Source organism: Escherichia sp. E4385 (assembly GCF_963883145.1).
Classification (GTDB): Bacteria; Pseudomonadota; Gammaproteobacteria; order Enterobacterales; family Enterobacteriaceae; genus Escherichia.
The window spans coordinates 328385-348220 of sequence record NZ_CAWOOJ010000002.1; the positions used below are offsets into that span (position 1 = coordinate 328385).

Below are 19836 nucleotides of genomic sequence, written 5' to 3' on the forward strand. Positions count from 1 at the left end.
ATTAACGGCTAAAGAAAGCGCGCTGGATCGCCAGTTCGACGCCGCGAACTTCGGCCAGGCCTTTCAGACGACCAATCGCGGAGTAACCTGGGTTGGTTTTCTTCTTCAGGTCGTCCAGCATCTGGTGACCGTGGTCCGGACGCATCGGGATCAGGTCTTCTTTGCCTTCCGCTTTACGACGGTGTTCTTCTTCAACAATCGCTTTCACCACTTCGTACATATCAACGTCACCGTTCAGGTGCGCCGCTTCGTGGAAGGTTTTCGGGTTATCTTCACGCATGGTGGAGCGCAGATGGGTGAAGTAAATACGCGGACCGAACTGCTTGATCATATCAACCAGATCGTTGTCAGCACGCACGCCGTAGGAACCGGTGCACATGGTGAAACCGTTCGCCATGCTGTTTACGGTATCAACCATCCACTGCATATCTTCAATGGTGGAAACGATACGCGGCAGGCCGAGGATCGGGCGCGGCGGATCGTCCGGGTGAACAGCCATACGCACGCCAACTTCTTCGGCAACTGGAATAATCGCTTTCAGGAAGACGGCAAAGTTTTCGCGCAGTTTGGCTTTGTCGATATCTTTGTACAGTTCCAGGTGCTTACGGAACTGGTCGAGGGTATAACCTTCTTCCGCGCCCGGCAGACCGGCGATGATGTTACGGGTCAGACGCGCTTTGTCTTCGTCGCTCATGGTGGCGAAGCGTTCAGCTGCCTGAGCAATTTCTTCTTCGGTGTAATCCGCTTCCGCGCCTGGACGCTTCAGGATGTGCATTTCAAATGCAGCGAATTCGATCTGGTCGAAGCGCAGAGCTTTGGAGCCGTCTGGCAGCACGTATTCAAGGTCAGTACGGGTCCAGTCGAGCACCGGCATGAAGTTATAGCACACGGTGCGGATACCGCACTGCGCCAGGTTGCGCAGGGTCTGCTGATAGTTAGCGATCCACTGCTCATAGTTGCCAGTGTGGGTTTTGATATCTTCGTGAATTGGCACGCTTTCTACGACAGACCACACCAGGCCTGCGTCTTCAACGATCGCCTTGCGTTTGAGGATCTCTTCAACGGACCATACTTCGCCGTTCGGGATATGGTGCAGCGCGGTAACCACGCCAGTTGCGCCCGCCTGACGGACATCAGCTAAAGAAACCGGATCGTTAGGGCCGTACCAGCGCCAGGTCTGTTCCATGTTTATTCCTCTTTCACGTAGTGGGTTCAACAGCGAAGAGACGCGGAACCCCGGAGTTGTTTAGGTATCCGAAAGAACGACCAGACCGCAGCCGTGGCGTTGCATCGGATGAGATGGCGTATAAGTTCTACCTTTTGGTAATACATGTCAACCTGAAATCTAAAATTGGTTAACCACATCACAAGAAATCTACTCTCATGTCGGTTACTGCAAATGACAACACAGGGAGATCAGCGGTTAGTGATCGGGGGATGTGACATTCATCGCAATAATGGTTGACCAATTTACATAACGTGTCGTCCAACATAACAATGGATTAACCTGGAGAGGTAAAATGTTATTGGTTTCTCGGCGATTGTAGTGGTGGGGCGCTCGTGCTGTTCTACACCGCGCGGTCTCGATTGGTTAGATCGTGACCGAAACACCGCAAGAAGATTTTTACATACCAGAGTCTGATTATTTAACGATAGCCGCCCAGCGGGTTAACCCAGGCGGGGTTATACGCAAGTAGTGGTGACGCCCTACTCCACCACGCTGCCTAACTGACCAGCGCCCTGAAGCAGCCCAAAACACAATCCCCCTGCGGAGATCATCCTCTGGTCGCCTATTTATAAATAAATGTTGAACAATTACGAAAAAGAAATGTGATTTATTACCATAACAACGGTGACTACTCTAATAATATGGCTTGTGAATGGAACTGAATAATTAATGGCAATTTACTACAGATAAAATGTCTGACGAGATTCAATCATTACATGTTTAACTTGCCAGACATTTATTTTATCATAAAGAATATTGCAGATTCGTCGATTAATATTCAACGCGTAGACGTCATATCAGATATGTTATTTCAAAGGGATTAACTCTAATGGCACACAGTATAAAGCAATGTTTCCATGCGGTAGGTAAAGGTACTCTTTATACCGGACAGATAAAAAATATGTCTGGTAACAGCACATTTAATATAGTGTATGATTGTGGTTCCACCAGCAGAACGACAATCATAAATAAGATCCATAGCTTACCAAACTGGTTTAAAAACACTCACGGCTCAAGGGTGATTGATATGTTAGTCATTTCTCATTTTGATGATGACCACGTAAATGGGCTAGAGGAGCTTTTAAGGCTTTATCGGGTTAAAAAGCTCGTTTTACCTTATACGGAATGGACACAAAGTGTACGTGAAATCGCAGTATCAGGAAAAAAAGGCGTTTCTCCCAGTGTTGCACTTTTTCAGTTGAACCCACTCAGGTGGCTACAGATGAATAATCTAAATGGCAGTGTGGAGCAATTAACTCTGGTGCAGGGAAATTACCCTCCAGATGATAATCATGAGGAGCCAAACAGCCCTCCGCGTTATCCACCCAATGCAGACTTTAACAATCTTAATTTGCAAAATAATGAAAGAGAGGTTATACAGCAGGTTGATCTCTTTGGGGAGGAAGGGGCTTTTTTTAAATTTAAAAGTTCAGGAAATCAAACGGGTCCGGTTATCAGAACAATAGACCACGCAGTTCCATTATACAGTACAGACAGCGTTTACGAATTTATGTTCTATAACGTTGTGAAACCTTTTAAAGGATTAGGGCTGGTCCGTGTTCAATCAGGTGAAATTTTCGCAGTAAAATCAGGAGTCCCGTTAAAAGATGTAAAAGCGGAGATAGAGCTTCTTATTGATTCCTTAGGGCTTACAAATGACATTAGTTCTCTTCCACCTGATTGGAGAAAAAAACTCAAAGCCTGTTATCAAAAACATTTTGGTCACACAGCTAAAGCAAAAAATAATATTTCGTTATGTATGTATGTTGGACGAAGTATTAACTCTATCATTGATTTGATGGCTCAACACGCTACTCTTCTTACCGGTGATATTAACCTGACCAGAGATGTTGCTTGCGATATGCTTGGCCATTTTGGCCCCAGACGCAAGAAATCAATAAGCGTCGTACAAGTTCCTCATCATGGTTCCAGAGACTATTGGTCAGTAGGAAATGCCAGCCTTTTTGTGCCAGCTATATTTGTCCAGTGTGTCACCCCATCCAAAAATCATCCACATCCTGATGTTACGTTAGATATAGAGAAAACAGGTTGTACTGTGCAATATGCAAACCGCATAAGCGGATATAATTTCTAAGCTGATATTGTCTGGCTGTTGGGAGCTAAACAATATAAATATCGCCAGTTGCCAGAACGGTTATATAGACCAGGAGCGTTTCGGCTCCTGGTCTGTTTCGGACATGTTATCAGTCAGCCACTAATAGCGGACTAGGGACACCAGATGATGAAACAAACAGCCCTTTTACGGCACGGGTTGCAGCCACATGCAGTAACGCTCGCTCATTAAATAATGCATCACGTTGTTCAACGGGATCATCGGATGCTAATGCTTTTATTTCCGGCACAACGCCTTCGTTAATCCCCACCAGGAACACATACTGGAACTCAAGCCCTTTAATACGGTGCATCGTTGCAACCCGCACGCCTGGGCGTGCATCGCTGTCACCGCTATCATTGCCTAAATTAAATGTCTCAATTCCGGCGTCATTCAGTGCTGATGCGTAGCGGTCACAAGCATATTTAGTACGCGCAGTAATGCAGATATCCTGAGAACGAACCTGATTCGCCAGCAATGCCTGAATTTGCTTGACGAGCGTTGCAGCCTCTTCTTTGAAATCTGCCGCATGCGTAATCATGGGCTTTTCCCCGTGCAGTAATGACAAATAATCATTACTGGTATCCGCTTCGCCATCGAGGTTATCAACCTTCACACCAGTTAACAGCCCAACAGCAAATTGACGCGTCTCTTCTGTGGTCCGATAGTTAATCTTCAATTTTTTACTGCGACGACCACGGACGTTAATACCACACTGACCAAGAACGACCTTATTGCGATAAATACGCTGATGCCCATCCCCGACAATAAACAGATCGTTGGGCGACTCGGGAACCAGGCTGCGAATAAGAGTGAATGCCGGGGCACCGATATCTTGAGCTTCATCGACCACAATACTGCTATAAGGTAGTTGGACCTGCTTTTCTTTAAACAGAACAATAGCCTCATGCATGGCATCGCCCATTTCGCGCAGTTTGGCACGCGCCATTTGTGCTCTGAATTCTTCAAAGACTGGCCAGATTTTCGCTCGTTGAATACGGGATAACGCTGTACCACGCCCAACCCGGCTGACTTTGAGGTATTCCTCTCGGGTGTAAACCGCATTTGGCTGGACAACGCGTTGCCACTCTTCAGCATAGAAATTGTCAGGTAGCCCCAGTTCGGCAGGTGCCTGCTGCAAGGCATAGTTCCAGCATTTGCGTCGCCCTTCATCGCTGTCGTATACCACGCGGAAATCATAACCGTGGCGTTTTAGTTGGTCGCTCATCCAGGCATCAATGTTAACGACGTCAATACGCGCCATCTCTTCTCGCGTACACAACCGCTGGAGATTAGCGCGAATATCTGCCGCCAGGTTACGCGTAAAGGTCGTGAAAAGTACCTTCTTACCGGGTTTATCTGCCAGACGCTGAGATAACCACCGCGCACGGTGCATCGCAACAACCGTTTTCCCTGTACCTGCACCGCCCAGTACTCGTACCGGACCATTAGCGGGCGACTCCACCAGTTTTCGCTGGCTCGGATGCAGAAATACACGCCATTTTTCTAAAGGCGCATTAAGCATCTGCAACAGCTCCTGTTCATTTTCAACGACATGGAAGCGACGTTTACTTCGTTCAATCGCCTCCATAAAGTCGTTGGTATCAACAGGCTCATCACGATGATCGTTAAACTCTTCCAGCACTTCCTGGTAATCCAGCCCTTCTGCCAGCCAGTACAGAGGTTCCCAGGCTTCTGCTGGCATTATGCTTTCAAGTTGATTAAGCCCGGCTTCATCTGTAAGCGCCATCACCTGATCAATAAAGACAGGCGGCACGCCCAGGGCCAGAATCTGTTCCGCGCTGTAAGCTGCGAAGAGTTTCGGTTTATCAACTACCGCTTCCGCTGCCGGTTTGATATAGCTAATATCAATGACCTGAATCGCGCCGGTAACCGGGTGAATTGAACAATCATGCCGCCGCGCCCAGTCGTATGCTTCGTCGTGTTTATCTACCCACATCAGCATATACAGGGCACCCTGTTCAGGTTTCAGAACAATGCCGCGATAAGTCTGATCGATTCTCACCGAATGGACATTTTTACTGCGCGCATCGTGGATCTTTTCATAGTTAAGTCCATTACTGGTCGGGTCCTGACGGAATTTTGAAATGAATTCCTGCACCTTTTTTTGCTGTGCTTTTGGGATCCGCGCGAATGCGGCCAGAAAACCATCAGAAAGTGCCACCTTGGGCGTTTGCACCGTCATTTGTCACCTCCGGACAGATGTTGCAATGTATTTTCGTCAATTGGCCCGAATGCAACGTGCCAACCTCTGGTTGTGAATAATGGAATAAATTCTTGATTATCAATAATCAATGCCCATTTTTGTGATGGCCAGGCGAGATCGGCTTCCGCAATAATTTCACCTTCATCATTTTGCAATTCGTAGCCGAGAGTCGGCGCAGAGAGAGAATGAGACTGAAGCAACGCGATCTCTTCAGCGCTTAATAAGCCAAACTCAATAATCTCAGCCCAACTCTCGTCAGTCTCTGGTACTGCCTCTGGCGTTGCCGAAACTTTAGGGTCAACGCTTTCCTGCGGTAAATGCACGGCTTTACGGCTGGTAAAGGTCATATCCGGCAGGAACTGTAACAGGTTTACCAGTCGCCAGAAGCCATTGAGTCCCGCTTCATAACCGTCATCCTGCGTATAGCGATCGTCAAAACAGATATGCAAACGCAGCCAGCTGCGCATTTGTGCGACGCTGGTCGTCGGTTTAATGGCTTGTTGTGGTAACACCGAAGCCAGCTCAATAAATTGCTGCGATGAGTTACAGCTATCGAGTAAACCACCAAAGACAAACGGTTCGTCTGGCAAAAGCTCTGCTAGCCGCCAGGCTGGCGCGTTTTCCTGCATTTCATAGGCATACTTTTGTTTCGTGCCCGCGTCCTGTGACTTCTTCACATCCAACCACACCCAGGCATGTGCAGCAGCCATTTTCTGCCATAACTGCGTTCTTCCTCCCGGATCGGCGAGATAATCCAGCAGCAGTGCAAAACTGTTGCGTTCCCGGAACGACGCTTCAAGGGCCGCAAAGTTGGTATCGTGAAACAGGTTATAAAACTTAGGCTGTTTCATATCCGGGTTATGCCCAAGTCCCAGGACATCCTGAACATGTTTAAGCCCAGGCTCTTTGAGATCGGTCCACGTGACTGTCCACACCCAGAAATTACCGCTATCCCGAATCGCCTGGCGTTTTTGCACATCCTCTGCGACGCTATTTTTGTGGAATGCAAAGCCATCAAGGAAAATAGCCACCGGTTTAATGGCGTCAGACTGCATAAGCGGATATAGCACGTAATCCGGGCGACAAGGGATCCCCACCGCCTCTTTAGCGCCTAAATCCACCTGAGCTTTAAGATGCCAGCTCATCATCGGTTCGCTGCGGGTGTTAATAATCCACCCAGCGCCCTGATGCGCGTAACTGCGACTGACAATCAGGTTTTTATTTTCTTGCAGGCAGCTAATAAACCGTTTTTCCAGCTCACTGCCCATCATGGCTTCGAGGGAAATGTTTTTGATGGAATCAATTACCCGTATTGAATCTCTTGCCTGCAAAATTTTCGCCAGCAAGAGACGCGCCTGATCGCGGGAGACATACTTCATGCGCCCACGGTCACGGTAAGCGTAAACGCAACGATAACAACCATCTTTATGCGTATCATGGTTGCAACTGCATTCCACTATCGCCTGATAGGCCAGTTCAAGTAATTTCAGCAAATTGTCGGGAGTGCGCATCAGCTCTTTAAGAGAACCAGTCCCCCCCGGGACGGTATCGTAAATCACCAGATACTGCCGCCAGGATTCGCCTTCATTTTCCGGCTCGCGGTACACAACGCCTTTCAGGTGATCGACATTCCCCTTGAAGTAATGCTTAAGGCCGAGCTGGATCGCCGCCCCAAGAGAAGCCTCCACGACACGGTCATTACTGTAACTGCTTACCGGGAGCAGAATACGCAACGCTTCTGACTCCAGCTGGCGATAGAGGTAGAGATAATCTTCGAACTTCGCCTTTTCCGGTTCCGTGCGATATTTGCAGCTCAAATCATGACGTGGTTCATGATCGCGAGGACGCTGCACCATGCCGCACCCGAGGCAAACTTTAAACCCGGTTCGCTTCTTCGCTTCTCCGGCAATCATCAACTCATTGGCATCATCCGCCATTTTGCCGAAGTTGATATCCCGCAGGGTGACTTTGCTTAAAAATTCAAAACCGAACGGAACTTCGCCTTCCTCAATAGCGTATGCCGCCGATACATCCTCTTTTTCGAAGCTAACCAATAGCTGACGCTGGAAGAAAGCAGGTTCACGGCTGTCGCTCTCGTCGCTGATCTGGCTATCACGTGCGCTGGCGCGGGCATAAACCTGGCGAAGTTTCAGCAGCGTGGTTTTTTGTCCGGCATCGGCCCACCCCGGTGTGCCACATTTCGGGCAATATTTATGCTGGTCGCCCGTCTGGTCGATATTTTCGCTGTAGTTACAGTGGCTACAGATACGCCAGTTCTCCGGCTCAGAGACCTTCAGGTCTATCTGCTCAATTTCAACTTTATGCCCACCAGCATAGAAATTATTCAGCGGAGCCAGCTCAGCCAGCGCCGTTGATGCCGGACGTTCATATTCGAAAGTGGTGTTTTGATATTCACGTGCTTCTCCGCCTTCTTTACGCCGCCAGAGCACAGAACGTAACGTAATACCGGCTTCCGGGAAGGCGTAGTTAGGCAGCAGACCTTCATCCGTAAGGAAATTCAGCGTTTGCTTATTGTTGATTTGATTGACCAGCGCCATCAGCGCCTGCCGTTCCGAAGTCAGCTCGCGCATATCGCTGTCAAAGTTTTGATCGCGCGGCGCGTTCTCCAGCTTATCGATACTGCGCTTGAGTTTATCGATGCGTGAACGCAGAGATTTGCGATCTTCCACCAGCAGTTTTAACGCCTCTTCGATACGCTGCACCAGAGAGCGTTGTCCTGGCGCGCCCTGAAGATAAGACAACAGCTGTTGGCGAGTTTCTGCGGCAAGATCGGGGAAGATCGCCGTAAATTGTGCAGCAATCTCCGCATGATGCTGTTCGATATATCGCAGTAAGTTATACGGAAAACCCGATTTACGCCCGAACTCCAGCTCATCCAGCATCTGTTTGACGTTTTTACAGATAGCGGATTCTGGTACACCGGTTTTCACCCAGTTATCCATACAAAAAGCCGCCAGCTGGCGTTCGAGAATAGCCGTTGCATTGAGGAAGACGCCAGGAGCCTGCACCTGGCCCTGCATCATCTCCAGTGGTTCTTCAAAGAAAAACTGATCGTGCGGGTTCCCTTCTGCCACGGTAATGTTTAACGCGTTACCATCTTTACGACCGGCGCGACCAATACGCTGCAAGTAGTTGGCCTGAGCAGGAGGGACAGAACAGAGTAAAACGGTGGAAAGATCCCCAACGTCAATACCCATCTCCAGCGTCGGTGTTGCCGACAACAGGTTGATATTCCACGGTTGGTTGCCGCGGTAGAACGATTTTTCGGTGGCTTCGCGATCTTCACGGCTAAGCAGCCCCGTGTGTTCTGCGCCCTGTACGCGCGCGATGTCCATGTTCTCCCAACGCCAGGTCGCCGTATTGTCCACTTCCTGGTAACGACCTTCACAACGTAAAGAGAGACAAGGCGCATTACGCCACTGCCAGCCTTGATCGGCCGGAGCCCGGACAACCTCACGGCAACATGAGCAATTAAGCTGAACGACGTCACGGCTCACCACCAGCGCAGAAGGCACCAGTCCCCAGGCTTCACGCCCTTTGGTGTCAAAATCTTTTACAACTCCGGCTATTTTCAACGCCGTAAACAGGCGTCGTAACACTGTTTCCGCAACGCTACTGATAAACAGATTATTGCCGTTACTCAGCGTGCGATTGATCCAATGCTGATACCAACTGGGGTTAGACTTCGCGCCAATCAGGCGATGGAAACCATTAATTTTTTCAAACGAGGCATAAGCCGGTTTACGTGTTTTCGGACCGATAGAAGGCATATAGCGCGAGGTACGCTCTTTTTGCGTCATCATAAAGGTCGTGCCATCACGGCGATAACTTTCGAACGCCGGATGCATAACGGCCCCGGCCTGGCGTTGATACCAGATAACCCCCAGCGCCAGGTGCGCTACCTGCTCGACGCTCACACCGGACATCTCATCACCCAGCTCTTCACAAAGCTGTTGATGCAGGGCGGTAATTGCCGGATTAAAGCGATCTTTATCCACTCCGGCAACGGCATAACCGGTGGCTTCCAGCGTACGTCCGATACGCGCGCGTAGGGTAAATTCGCTGTACACCTCCCAGTCGAGGCGCAGGGAAACCAGCGCCGGCAGATCGGAGTTCTCCGCCAGTTTGCCTTCATTTTTCAGCGTCTGATAATCATTCAGCCACTGCATATTTGGTGCGATGAAGTTCGCTGCAAAATGAGCATCGTCCGGTGAACGTTCACGCGTTTGTTGGCAAACACGCGCCGCGAACGCATCCAGCGGTAATGTCTCTTTTTCGCCAAGAACCCTGGCGATTTGCCCACGAATCATCAGCGGCCAGGTTCGGGCAGTAAAAAAGCTGGCACGATGCGCGGCGTCTTGTACCGAGTCAGAAAACGTAATCAGCTTTTTATGTTCGTTGAACTGGCTGCCATAAAGCTGGTGAATCATCACCGCCGACAGACTGGCAGCCCGTGACCCCAGGATCGAAATCCCCTGTTTGCTGTTGCAGTACGGGCATTCATTAGCAAACTCCAGCTCGTCCTTACGCTCTTTGAGCATATCCGGGATCAGTACCTGCAACAGTTCCGTATGACCGCAATGTCCACACTGGACGCTGGACTGTCGGTTCAGTTTCAGGCAGGTAGGGCACAGTTTCTGGTGTGCGCCACTGACCGCTTTTTCGTTGTTATCCGGGAAAGCAAGGACGATGGAGCGTCCTTTTTCAAAGAACTGGCGATAAATGCCGTCGAGGTCTGTTTCCAGCTGAACGCTTTGCCCATGACGCAGGCTGGCCCAGCCAGTTGCGTGGCAGTCACGGCAGTGGATAACCGGCAAATAGTGTTCGCGGTCTTCCACCGCCACATCATCGGCAAACACCAGTCGGGGCGTTTTCGCCACGCTGGCGACCAGACGACGCATCTCACGAAGCCACAACTGGGAGCGCAGTTGAACAAACGGCAGCACCGGGCGCGCTTTCTTCGCCTGGAGACGTTTTTGCCGATCGTGTTCCGTTTCCGGTACTTCGAGACGTGCCTGTGCGATCAGCGCCAGAATGCTTTGCAGCACGCGTCGGGCATGGTCGGCGCTTTCTGCCAGCATGACCTGGAGATTTTCCAGACACTCTCGTTCAGAGAGGATCCCGCCTTGCAGATCATGGAGTAAGACATGCATCACGCTGTGGCGGCGTAACAGTGACCCCAGCGCAATACGCTTTTCGCGCCCGTCATCGCTCTCCAGATCGTCCGGGAGTTGCAAGCCGCTGTCGGGGAACCACAAAGGGATTTGCCCGTTGAGATACGCCACCGGGGTAGCGTAACCCTGCGGGTCCAGGGCCGAAGCGACCTCCGGCCCCGGATACTGACTGTACGCAATGGCGTAATCCTGCAAGTACTCCGCTGCCGTGTAGCGATCTTCGCGAATAACGGCGTCATCGGTAAACGGCTGGTCAAAGATTGTTTTTGCGTAATCGAGCAGTTGCCCCAGTTCGTCGCCGACGGTAGCTGATGTCCCGACGCAGGCGAATCGTTGGTTATCTACACCTATGTGATGCTTCAGACGTCGCACCAGACAGGCCAGATCCGACCCTTGCGCGCCATCAAACGTATGCAATTCATCCACGACCAGGTAACGCAATGAACCGGGCTGGTTGTAACGCCAGAGCGGCTGATCGCCAGGGCGCATCAGCAGGTAGTCGAGCATTTTGTAGTTGGTCAACAGGATGTCCGGCGGGCTTTCGCGCAGCGTGGGCTTGCAGGTAATGACCTTTTCTGCCGACATTTTTTTGCTGGGTTCGATTTCGCTGTCGCCGACAAACAGGCCGACGGTCACCTTGCCATGCAGTTGTGGATCGCTGGCGATGGTTTTGGCGAAACGGCTGGCCTGATCGGTTGCCAGGGCGTTCATCGGGTAGATGATAATCGCTTTAACCCCGGCTTGTGACGCGCCCGCGCAGTGGTTGAGCAGCGGGAACATAAAACATTCTGTTTTACCGGAGCCGGTACCGGTTGCGACCAGCGTCGGCTGTGGCGCGTCGCTTCCCAGACGCTGAAATGCCCGGGCCTGATGCGCGTGCGGCGGGAACGGCAGCGTCAGATTAGGGAAGAAATTCAGCGGTAAGTCACTTTTACGAAACGGCAGCTGAGCGGAAAGATACGGCCCTTTCAGCAGCGTTTCCGGCTGGGCCAGAAATTGCTCCAGCATCGAGACGTTATTGTTTTCTTCACCATTAAACAGCGGGCTGTTTAGCGGGAACGCCGCCCGTAAAAAGGCGGCAACGCTGTCGGCGACCTGCCGACTGACAACGGACGGCAGCATCAGGCGCTCTCCTTATCTTGTGCAAAGAACGCCCAGGCCACTTTGTAGTCGTCTTCGCGATCTGGCTTGATAAACGGAGCCTGCCAGGTGACGGTACGGCGCTCACCTTCGTCGCTGCGGGTATAGTCATCAAAGGTGACGCTGACGGTACCGGTTTTAAGATGTTTGACATCATCCCAACCGATAGCTTGATCGGTGCAGTCACCGCCGGTCCACTCCGGGCTGTCGACGTTAAAGACAAAGCCGTTTTTCAGGTCAGCTTTACGCGCGGTGCGAGGCAAGCCAACGCCCACCAGCCCTTTGCTTGGGGTAAAGATAATGCGACCGTTTTGATCGTACCAGGTGTCCGCTTCGTACTGGCGCATCACCGGGAACTGTACACGGTAAATGGTAAGCAGCTCTTCGAGGGTTAACCCCAGCGCCTGTGCCACCAGCACGTCGATTTCCACCAGAGCCTGACGACGACTGTAGTCGGAGCGTAAAGCGCAGTTACGCTGCCACTCTGGGGTCAGATTGGCGAAGAAATCCTGGGGGAGCTGCGGGAGATCGCGGCTCCAGCGCTGGGTGTTGAAGTCTGGGGTGAATGTTTTATCCCATAGATCAACATAACTATTCGTGATACAGCATAAAGTTAAAACCCTTACCGAAAGCTGAATCAAACTTATGTTATTAAATTCTGCAAAAGAAAACTCATCCAATGTATTGTGTAGATTCTGTTTACCAGTTGATTTTAAAAGGAAATCAAAAGGCAGTGAAAAGTGACAAGCAGCAATACTTAACAGATCATTTTTATATCTAAAGACATAAGTACGGGCATTATTTACATGTGAAACAGTGCAGGGAATGAGCGCACATGACAACGTTCTTTCCGAAGCCGACCCAATCATTGCTCTATAAACCAAACGATAATAATCCGTCACCTTCCTCGGCTCGTCTTCATCCTGTTCTTTCCACGACACCCGTGGAGTGCGCTTTGCATACTCCTGTGCATCACATGCTGGAATGTAGTTAGTGCGCGGCAGATAGTCGTCGGGCAGAGTTAGCAAGTCCAGGCAGTCATAATGTCCTTTCTCTGTGCAAATTTCTCTCGGCGTTTTATAAAGCGGTGTTCCAACATAGAAGTGCGGACCAGACAAAATCCATTGGGATGCGTCTTCCGGGAATTGGGTATGCCGTTCGATTGTGCCATCACTTTGTTGATTTGTTTCATGCCACATTTCAAGAGACAAATATTGCTCCTGCAAATCCCCCAGCCGTTTAGGTTGCTTAGCGAATTTTTCAAGTACAGAAACAAGAGGTTCAGCATGAAGCGCAGGGAGTCGAGCTTCAAGAGCCGGCGTTCCCTCTTCATCATAAAGAGTGGCAAATAGTGCAAGCCGTTCCATTCCAACGGTCAAAATACGGCTTTGATGCCCCGCTTCATTCCAAGAACCTGTTTCGTCATCTTTAATGCCGCCAACTTCACCGGAACCATCATGCGCAAGGCAAAGCTCGATCGTTTTGGCTGAGAAAAGGTTAGCAATATTGATAAAGCCGACAAATTGATTCTGTGAAGCCGTATAAATATTAATGCTGAATTTAACCCTGTGACCAATTGGGAAAAGCATATGCTGATTCTGAAACTGAAAATGCGCCCTCAGCCTCGGATATACCGCCGCACGTAATTGCCCGCCTTTCGGGTCATCATAAATCCCTTCCGGGTGCAGGAACCCTGCCACGCCTTTCTCTGCCCCCAGGCGCCAGGCCTGCGGCAGGAAGCATTTATACAAGTTGGTCTGCATCCCGCGCAGTACCGGGTAGTTCTGCTGCGCATTGAGGAAGTTTTGCATCCCTTCACAGCCTTCATACTCGCTGCGCCAGGCCGCTTCCAGTGCCGGGATCTGGTTAAAGGTATCAACACGCAACGTTGCCAGCTTCGATGCACTCAGCTTACGCAGCACAAATTCCGGCTCGTAATCACCCAGCACGCCCGCTTCCTGCCATTCCACTTTCAGCCACGGTGGGTTTCCGAGCATCAGGTCAAAACCGCCGCGCTCGGCAAACAGGTCGCAGAACTCCAGATCCCAGTGGAAGAAACGGTGCTGCTTTCTCAGGGCATCGACAATCGCCAGACGCGGCAAATGACGGAACAACACCTCAGTTTTCAGACGACCTGCAACGGAAAACAGCGAAGACTCTTCTCGCAGCAGGCCTTCTTCAGCAAACAGATCGCCGGTGGTGTGCTCCGCAACTTCAGTGACTTTTTCCGTAATCACAATCCCGTCGAGCAGGGTTTCAATCTCAAACAACCAGGTGCCGCGATCCGGTAACTCATCGGCTTTGTCGATCGGCCAGAACCACAGCGCGCACCAGTAGTCCATCACCCAACGCAGCTTCTGGTAGGCGCTGTTATCTTCAAGACGACCACTAAAGGTTTCATCTTTACTGCTCAGCGAAGAACGCGTCTGCTCGCTGTTTTCTGCCGGCCACACCGGGTAGCTGTCGGCGGTTTTCAGACGTTCTGCTTTAAGTTGCTGGCGATAAGTGTTCCACAGAGCTTCCACCTTTTCGCTGATACGCTGCACATCGGCAATCTCATGCCCGGCAAAGCTTTTAATAAACTCTTTGCGCCAGCTGTCCAGCGCTTTGAAGTCATCCGGATAACGCTGCTTAACAGTTTTATCGCTGTAGTTAGCCATACCGCCGTCGGGCAGCAGGAAGTGGAAAATCTGCGTCTCTTCACGCGGCGTGTTCATCGCCAGTTCGACCGGCTCGCTGTTAAGCCAGCTAGGATCTTTGGCTTTTTTGTAGGTCAGTTCACTCTTGTTGAACACCTGACGGCGCGCGCCCACCAGCGAGTTACCGCAGTGCAGCTGGTAACCAAACCACGGTACAAACGCATCGCCACTAATGGCGTTCAGCCACAGCGACACTTCCGCCAGTTCCACCGCCACCGGGTTTAAGTCCACGCCGAAAACGTTGTTGTCGGCAATGTACATTTTCACCCGCTGTAACTCCTGGGTGTAACGATCCTGCGGAATACGGCGACCTTCCGCCTGCTGCTTGTGGAACAGATACGCTTCCGCCAGCTGGTCGATGGCTTCGTTAAGGAACGCCGCGCTGCCCATCGCCGGTTCGCACACGGTGAGGTTTAAGATGGCGTCGGCTTTGGCGTGCGGATCGCTAATGGGATCAATCTGCTCCTTAAACAGTTCTTTCAGGGCATATTTAACCAGTGAGCGGGTCAGCACTTCCGGGGTGTAATAAGAGGCAGATTTCTCACGGTCGCGCCCGGCCATACGGTAGATAAAACTGCCTTTGCGGTGAATGCGCAGACTGCCGTCTTTCTCGTAGACCTTCTCGTCTTCGTGGTATTTGCCAATCTCATCCTTACTGACGAAGTAACCCGTCTCCAGCTCGTTAAACTCTTCCCCGGCTTTCTTCACCTCGTAGAGATCTTCGCTGGCGAAGAATCCGCGATAGGAGAGCAGCGCCTCATACACCGCACCCAACTGGTTGATACCCAACTGGCGATAAGAAATACGTCCGCGGCGGTTAAAGCGCCCTTTGGTCGGGCGGCTTAACGACATCGCCTGGATAATCTGTTGCAGGGTTTCGTTACGGAATACCACGCGGTTAAGAATGCGCGTGTTGTTGGCATCAAACAGATGACTTTCCAGACGCGGGACGCTGAACTGATGACTATGGATGGTGATCCGGTCGCCGCTCTCCAGGTCACTCTGCATTTTCACGCCGCCGTTGTAGCCTTCGCGCACCAGTTTAAACAGCATATTCAGGCTGTCGTGGAAGTAGCGCCCGTTGCGATCTTCTTCGCTGGTCAGCGGGATCATCTCCAGATCGCGCAACGTTTCCAGGCTGTAACCTTGCAGATAGGTTTTGGCGGTCATTGGCGCATAACCCAGCTCCGGGCGCGCTTCAATGTAGAACAGGAACAGCAGGCGGTACATGTAACGCAGACATTCGCGGCTCAGTTCATCCGGATCCACCGCACGATTACCTGTATAGTTTGCCAGGCCACGGTCGATCAGATAATGCATCGCTTCGTTGCCCAGCAACTCAATGCTTTCGCGCAGGGCATATTTCAGATCTTCCGAAACACCAAACGCATGTTTGTGCGAATTGTCATCCAGCGAGTCAAGATAAGGTGCCCCACTGCCCGGCAGCAGAGAATCTTTATGTAGCAACACTGCCGTCGCTTTCAGCGTATCCGTTTCACGACGACTTAAAATCTCTTCAAAATCAAAACGTAGCAGACGGTTTTGCGCCCACTTAGTACGGTCCAACAACAATAGCTGACGGTTACCGAGCAGCAGCACAAAACGCGGCGGTTCATTTTGGGTGAAGACCGCCGTAGAGAGCAGATCCTGCCAGCTGCGATATTCACCGTTGGCTTTTTTGCGCAGGCTGTCGCGCTTATGTTTGTCGGTATCCGCCGGGAATTGCGCGGTCAGTAAAGAGAGCGCCAGCGGATCCAGCGTTCCCTCTTCCTGATCGTGTGCTTCAACAATCCACAGCCACGGGCTACCGTCAGTGCTGTTGTAACGCGCCAGTACCGGCAGTGGTGTATCGTCATCCAGCATTTGGATCTGCGGCGTAATTTCGTAGCCCAGCGCCTTTAGCAATGGCTGCCAGCGATTACGTTGATCGGCCAGACGCTGCGGGATCTGACGCTGTTTTTCGTGCTCGGCAAGTTTGCGGAAAAACTCAGTCGCCAGACTGTTAAACTGGTTCCACGGAGCGCGGTATCCCGGCTCCACGTCTTTGCCCTGTTCACGAGCGGCACGCTCCGCTTCACGCGCTGCATTTTCCTGGGCTATCCAGGGTTCCAGCACATCGCGGATATCACTGGTGAAAACCTCACCCAAATAATGGTTAGAGTAAAATTCGTTTTCGTTATTAATACCGACCAGCGCCATGATTAACCCTCCGCTCCGGTGATAACAGCAATTACCTGAATGTAAGGTTCTTTTTCAGTCGTCATGGTGTCCTCAATCCATTCGATATAGCTGTCAAAATTGTGTTCGATTTCGCGTTGTCTCTGCTCTTTACGGCTCTGCTTAACTGACAATTGCTGTTTGTTATCGGCAAAATCCAGCTCAAGTTGGCTCAACTGCCGCCCACGCAAAACGTCCAGCTTTTGCAGATGCTCATTCAGTTGCTGGTTAATGTGCGTTTCAAACGCATTCCGATCATGGATGAATACCTCCCGGGCATGAGCAATAGCCGCTTCCAGTAAATCCTGCTGGCGTTGGTGATTACGATCTTTACCGCCGCTGTTAGTCAGCTTGTGACTCAACTGCGGATGACGTTGTAAAAACTCAGCAAATGGCTGACTACCGATTAGCGATTCACGGTTAAAGCTCACCACTATCCACGGGTTCACCATCGGATGTGATTTACGGTTCGGGAATAACCCGGAAAGAATGAAGTGATCTTCATCGGGTTCAAGCAGGTATGGCAGCCGGATAACCGGAGCCTGATGACGACCAAAAGCCGAAGAGATTTTATCGTCCAGCCACTGCACTACCGGGTTGATTTGCCAGAGATACTGCACATCGGGCCAGGCATGTTGCTCACCGCGAGCGCGCGCAATCGCATCGGTGATGACGGCTTTATCCTGACTTAAATAGAGCTGCCAGTTCTCCGGGGCGATTTCAGGCGGTAGCTGATTGAAGCGGCGGCGTAACTCCTCCGGTGCCACCAGCGACAAGGTATTATCAGGCAAGGTTTCATACTGGATAGTTTGACCACTGGCTTTCAGGTAACCCAATGCTCTTTCACAGTACGCCTGTTCGCTGGCAAACAAGCTGGTGTCTGTTTCGGTGACCATTGAGGCATCGCTGGAAACCGCACTGCATATTTCGCCAAACAGATCGTGTTCGGCGCTTTCCGAGACGTTGCTGTTCAGCAGTTGATCAAACAGGCTGGCACCATCATCCTGCATCATGAACTCTGCAACCTGCTCTTCTTCCTCTTCCTGGGTAAATTTGCCGGTAAACTCCGAACTGTCCCCAATGTTCTTCTGCGCCTGTTCGTCTTTGTTGATCAACACTTCCAGTACGCGCATATCGCCATTGATCTGCGGTTCGCTGGCCTCGGTAAGCAGATAGCGGATTTGGGGCTGATGTTTTTGCCCATAGCGGTCAATACGCCCGTTACGTTGCTGGAATACCATCAACGACCACGGAATATCAAAGTGAATCATTTTGTGGCTAAGGTGATGCAGGTTGATCCCTTCAGATGCCACATCCGAACAAACCAGAAGACGCAACGGCGACTGCGTTTTACCAAAGGCTTCTACGGTTTCCATCAACACCGTATCGCCCTGATCGCCGCGCAGCGTGGCGATCTGATCATCTTTCAATTTCAGATCCGCTCGCAGTTGCTGTTCGAGGAACTCCAGCGTTTTAATGCTTTCGGTGAAGATCACCAGGCGATCTTCCGTGTTATTGGCTTTCCAGGCGAGGTCTTTACGGATGGTGTCGAGCAGCAACTGGTATTTGCTGAACTGGCTGGCATCAATGTTATTCAGCGCCAACAGCAATGACTCCAGTTCGTTGATCTGGCTCTGGCTATTATGATCTTTACGGCTCTCAAGACGCTTCAGACGATTAGCCACTACGCTGGCACACGCCATCGGGCTGGAAAATAGCGCTTTTTCGAGGGTTATCTTGAACAGACGACCTTTGTTAGACTGGGCTTGTTCATCGTCATCATCACGGAACTGACTCTCAACCAGGCGACGGTATGCTTCTTCTTCGGCACCGGATGCCAGGCGAGTCAGTTTAACGATATTGCGCTCGGGGAACTCGCCGGACATCTGATCTTTCACGTCTTTTTTGAAGCGACGGACAACCAGATTTTTATCGGCAAAGTCGGCGTATTCATACTCTTTCGGGTTGGCGATCGCCGTCGGGTCAAGCATGTTCATCAGGCTGGCAAAACTTTCAGCTTTACCATCATGGGGCGTTGCTGAAAGCATAATCAGCGTATCGCTGCGCCCGGCGAGCAGTTTTGCCAGTTTACTGCGTAACGAACTGGTTCCACGTTCTGCGACGTTATGGGCCTCATCAATGACAATAATATCCCACCAGGCATTTTCCAGATGGTGACGATATTCAATGTCTTGTTTCAGCGTATCGATGGAGATAATGGTCTTGTCAAAATAGTGGAAAGGGTTGTGGTTGGTTGGGATGCGGTTACGCACCTTTTGTAAACCAGCAGAATCCAGGCGGGTCAATGGGATCGCAAAACGGCTCCAGAACTCCTTCTGGAATTGTGTCAGCATCGATTTAACCGCCAGAACCAGAATTCGCTTTCCGCGCCCACGACGGATCAGTTCCGAAACCAGAATACCGGCTTCCAGCGTTTTACCCAGACCGACAGCGTCGGCAATGAGTATCCGCTGGCGCGGCTGTGCCAGCGCCATCCGCGTAGGATCGAGCTGAAACGGCATGGAATCCATCGCCGCCAGATGACCAAAATGGACTTTACTGTCTGTCGGTACGCGTTGGCGTAACTGACTTTCGATATACAACTGCGCCGCCTGATAATTGGCGGATTCATCTTCCACCAAATGCGTTTTTGCGGGATCCAGGATCTCTACTTTTTGTTCCAGTTTGGTCAGAAATAACCCTTCTTTACCGCGCACCAGCTCTGAAATACCATCGCAGGTCAGCAAATACCCACCATCACCACTGTCATCCGCCCGGCGAATACGCCATTCGGCATCACGAATAACCACCCGCATACCAGGTGCATAATTTTGCTTATTCATCGGTTTTTCTGTCTATTTGGGGCAGTGGCGGTAACGTCATCCTGAAAAATGTGGCGCGGCACACTGCGATAAAAAAGAGGGCCTTAAAGATATCATGAAGGCCCCCGGCAAAGTGACAAAATGGGAGGGAATGCGCATAAATTGCGCATGATTTTCAAACAAAAATTATTAAAA

At 50.9% G+C, this 19836-nt stretch carries 6 protein-coding genes; 1 reads left to right on the forward strand and 5 read right to left on the reverse strand.

Annotated elements, in window-relative coordinates:
- Nucleotide 1 precedes the first annotated feature (1 nt).
- Nucleotides 2-1186: a mannonate dehydratase gene (gene uxuA, locus AACS80_RS04020; RefSeq protein WP_000438582.1), complete on the reverse strand. Its 1185-nt coding sequence runs from the start codon at nucleotides 1184-1186 to the stop codon at nucleotides 2-4.
- Nucleotides 1187-2057: 871 nt separating this feature from the next.
- Between uxuA and AACS80_RS04025 the strand changes: the two genes are divergently transcribed.
- Nucleotides 2058-3323 carry a hypothetical protein gene (locus tag AACS80_RS04025; protein WP_135490721.1) on the forward strand — a complete coding sequence of 422 codons (1266 nt, stop codon included), beginning with the start codon at nucleotides 2058-2060 and terminating at the stop codon, nucleotides 3321-3323.
- A gap of 109 nt (nucleotides 3324-3432) precedes the next feature.
- Here the strand turns inward: AACS80_RS04025 and AACS80_RS04030 are convergent, their stop codons facing one another.
- From AACS80_RS04030 to AACS80_RS04045, 4 genes are read right to left on the reverse strand one after another with little or no spacing between them, the layout of a single operon-like run.
- Nucleotides 3433-5547 carry a UvrD-helicase domain-containing protein gene (locus AACS80_RS04030; protein ID WP_138183663.1) on the reverse strand — a complete coding sequence of 705 codons (2115 nt, stop codon included), beginning with the start codon at nucleotides 5545-5547 and terminating at the stop codon, nucleotides 3433-3435.
- A complete protein-coding gene (locus AACS80_RS04035; RefSeq protein ID WP_138183664.1) occupies nucleotides 5544-11885 on the reverse strand; it encodes a DEAD/DEAH box helicase in 6342 nt (2113 codons plus the stop codon). The genes AACS80_RS04030 and AACS80_RS04035 overlap by 4 nt, the downstream gene beginning before the upstream one ends.
- Complete coding sequence (locus tag AACS80_RS04040; protein ID WP_138183665.1) at nucleotides 11885-16801, reverse strand: class I SAM-dependent DNA methyltransferase; 4917 nt, start codon at nucleotides 16799-16801, stop codon at nucleotides 11885-11887. Before AACS80_RS04040 ends, AACS80_RS04035 begins: the two co-directional genes overlap by 1 nt.
- A 2-nt stretch (nucleotides 16802-16803) precedes the next feature.
- Entirely contained in the window at nucleotides 16804-19662 is a 2859-nt protein-coding gene (locus AACS80_RS04045) for a DEAD/DEAH box helicase (protein ID WP_138183666.1), read from the reverse strand.
- Nucleotides 19663-19836: the final 174 nt, after the last annotated feature.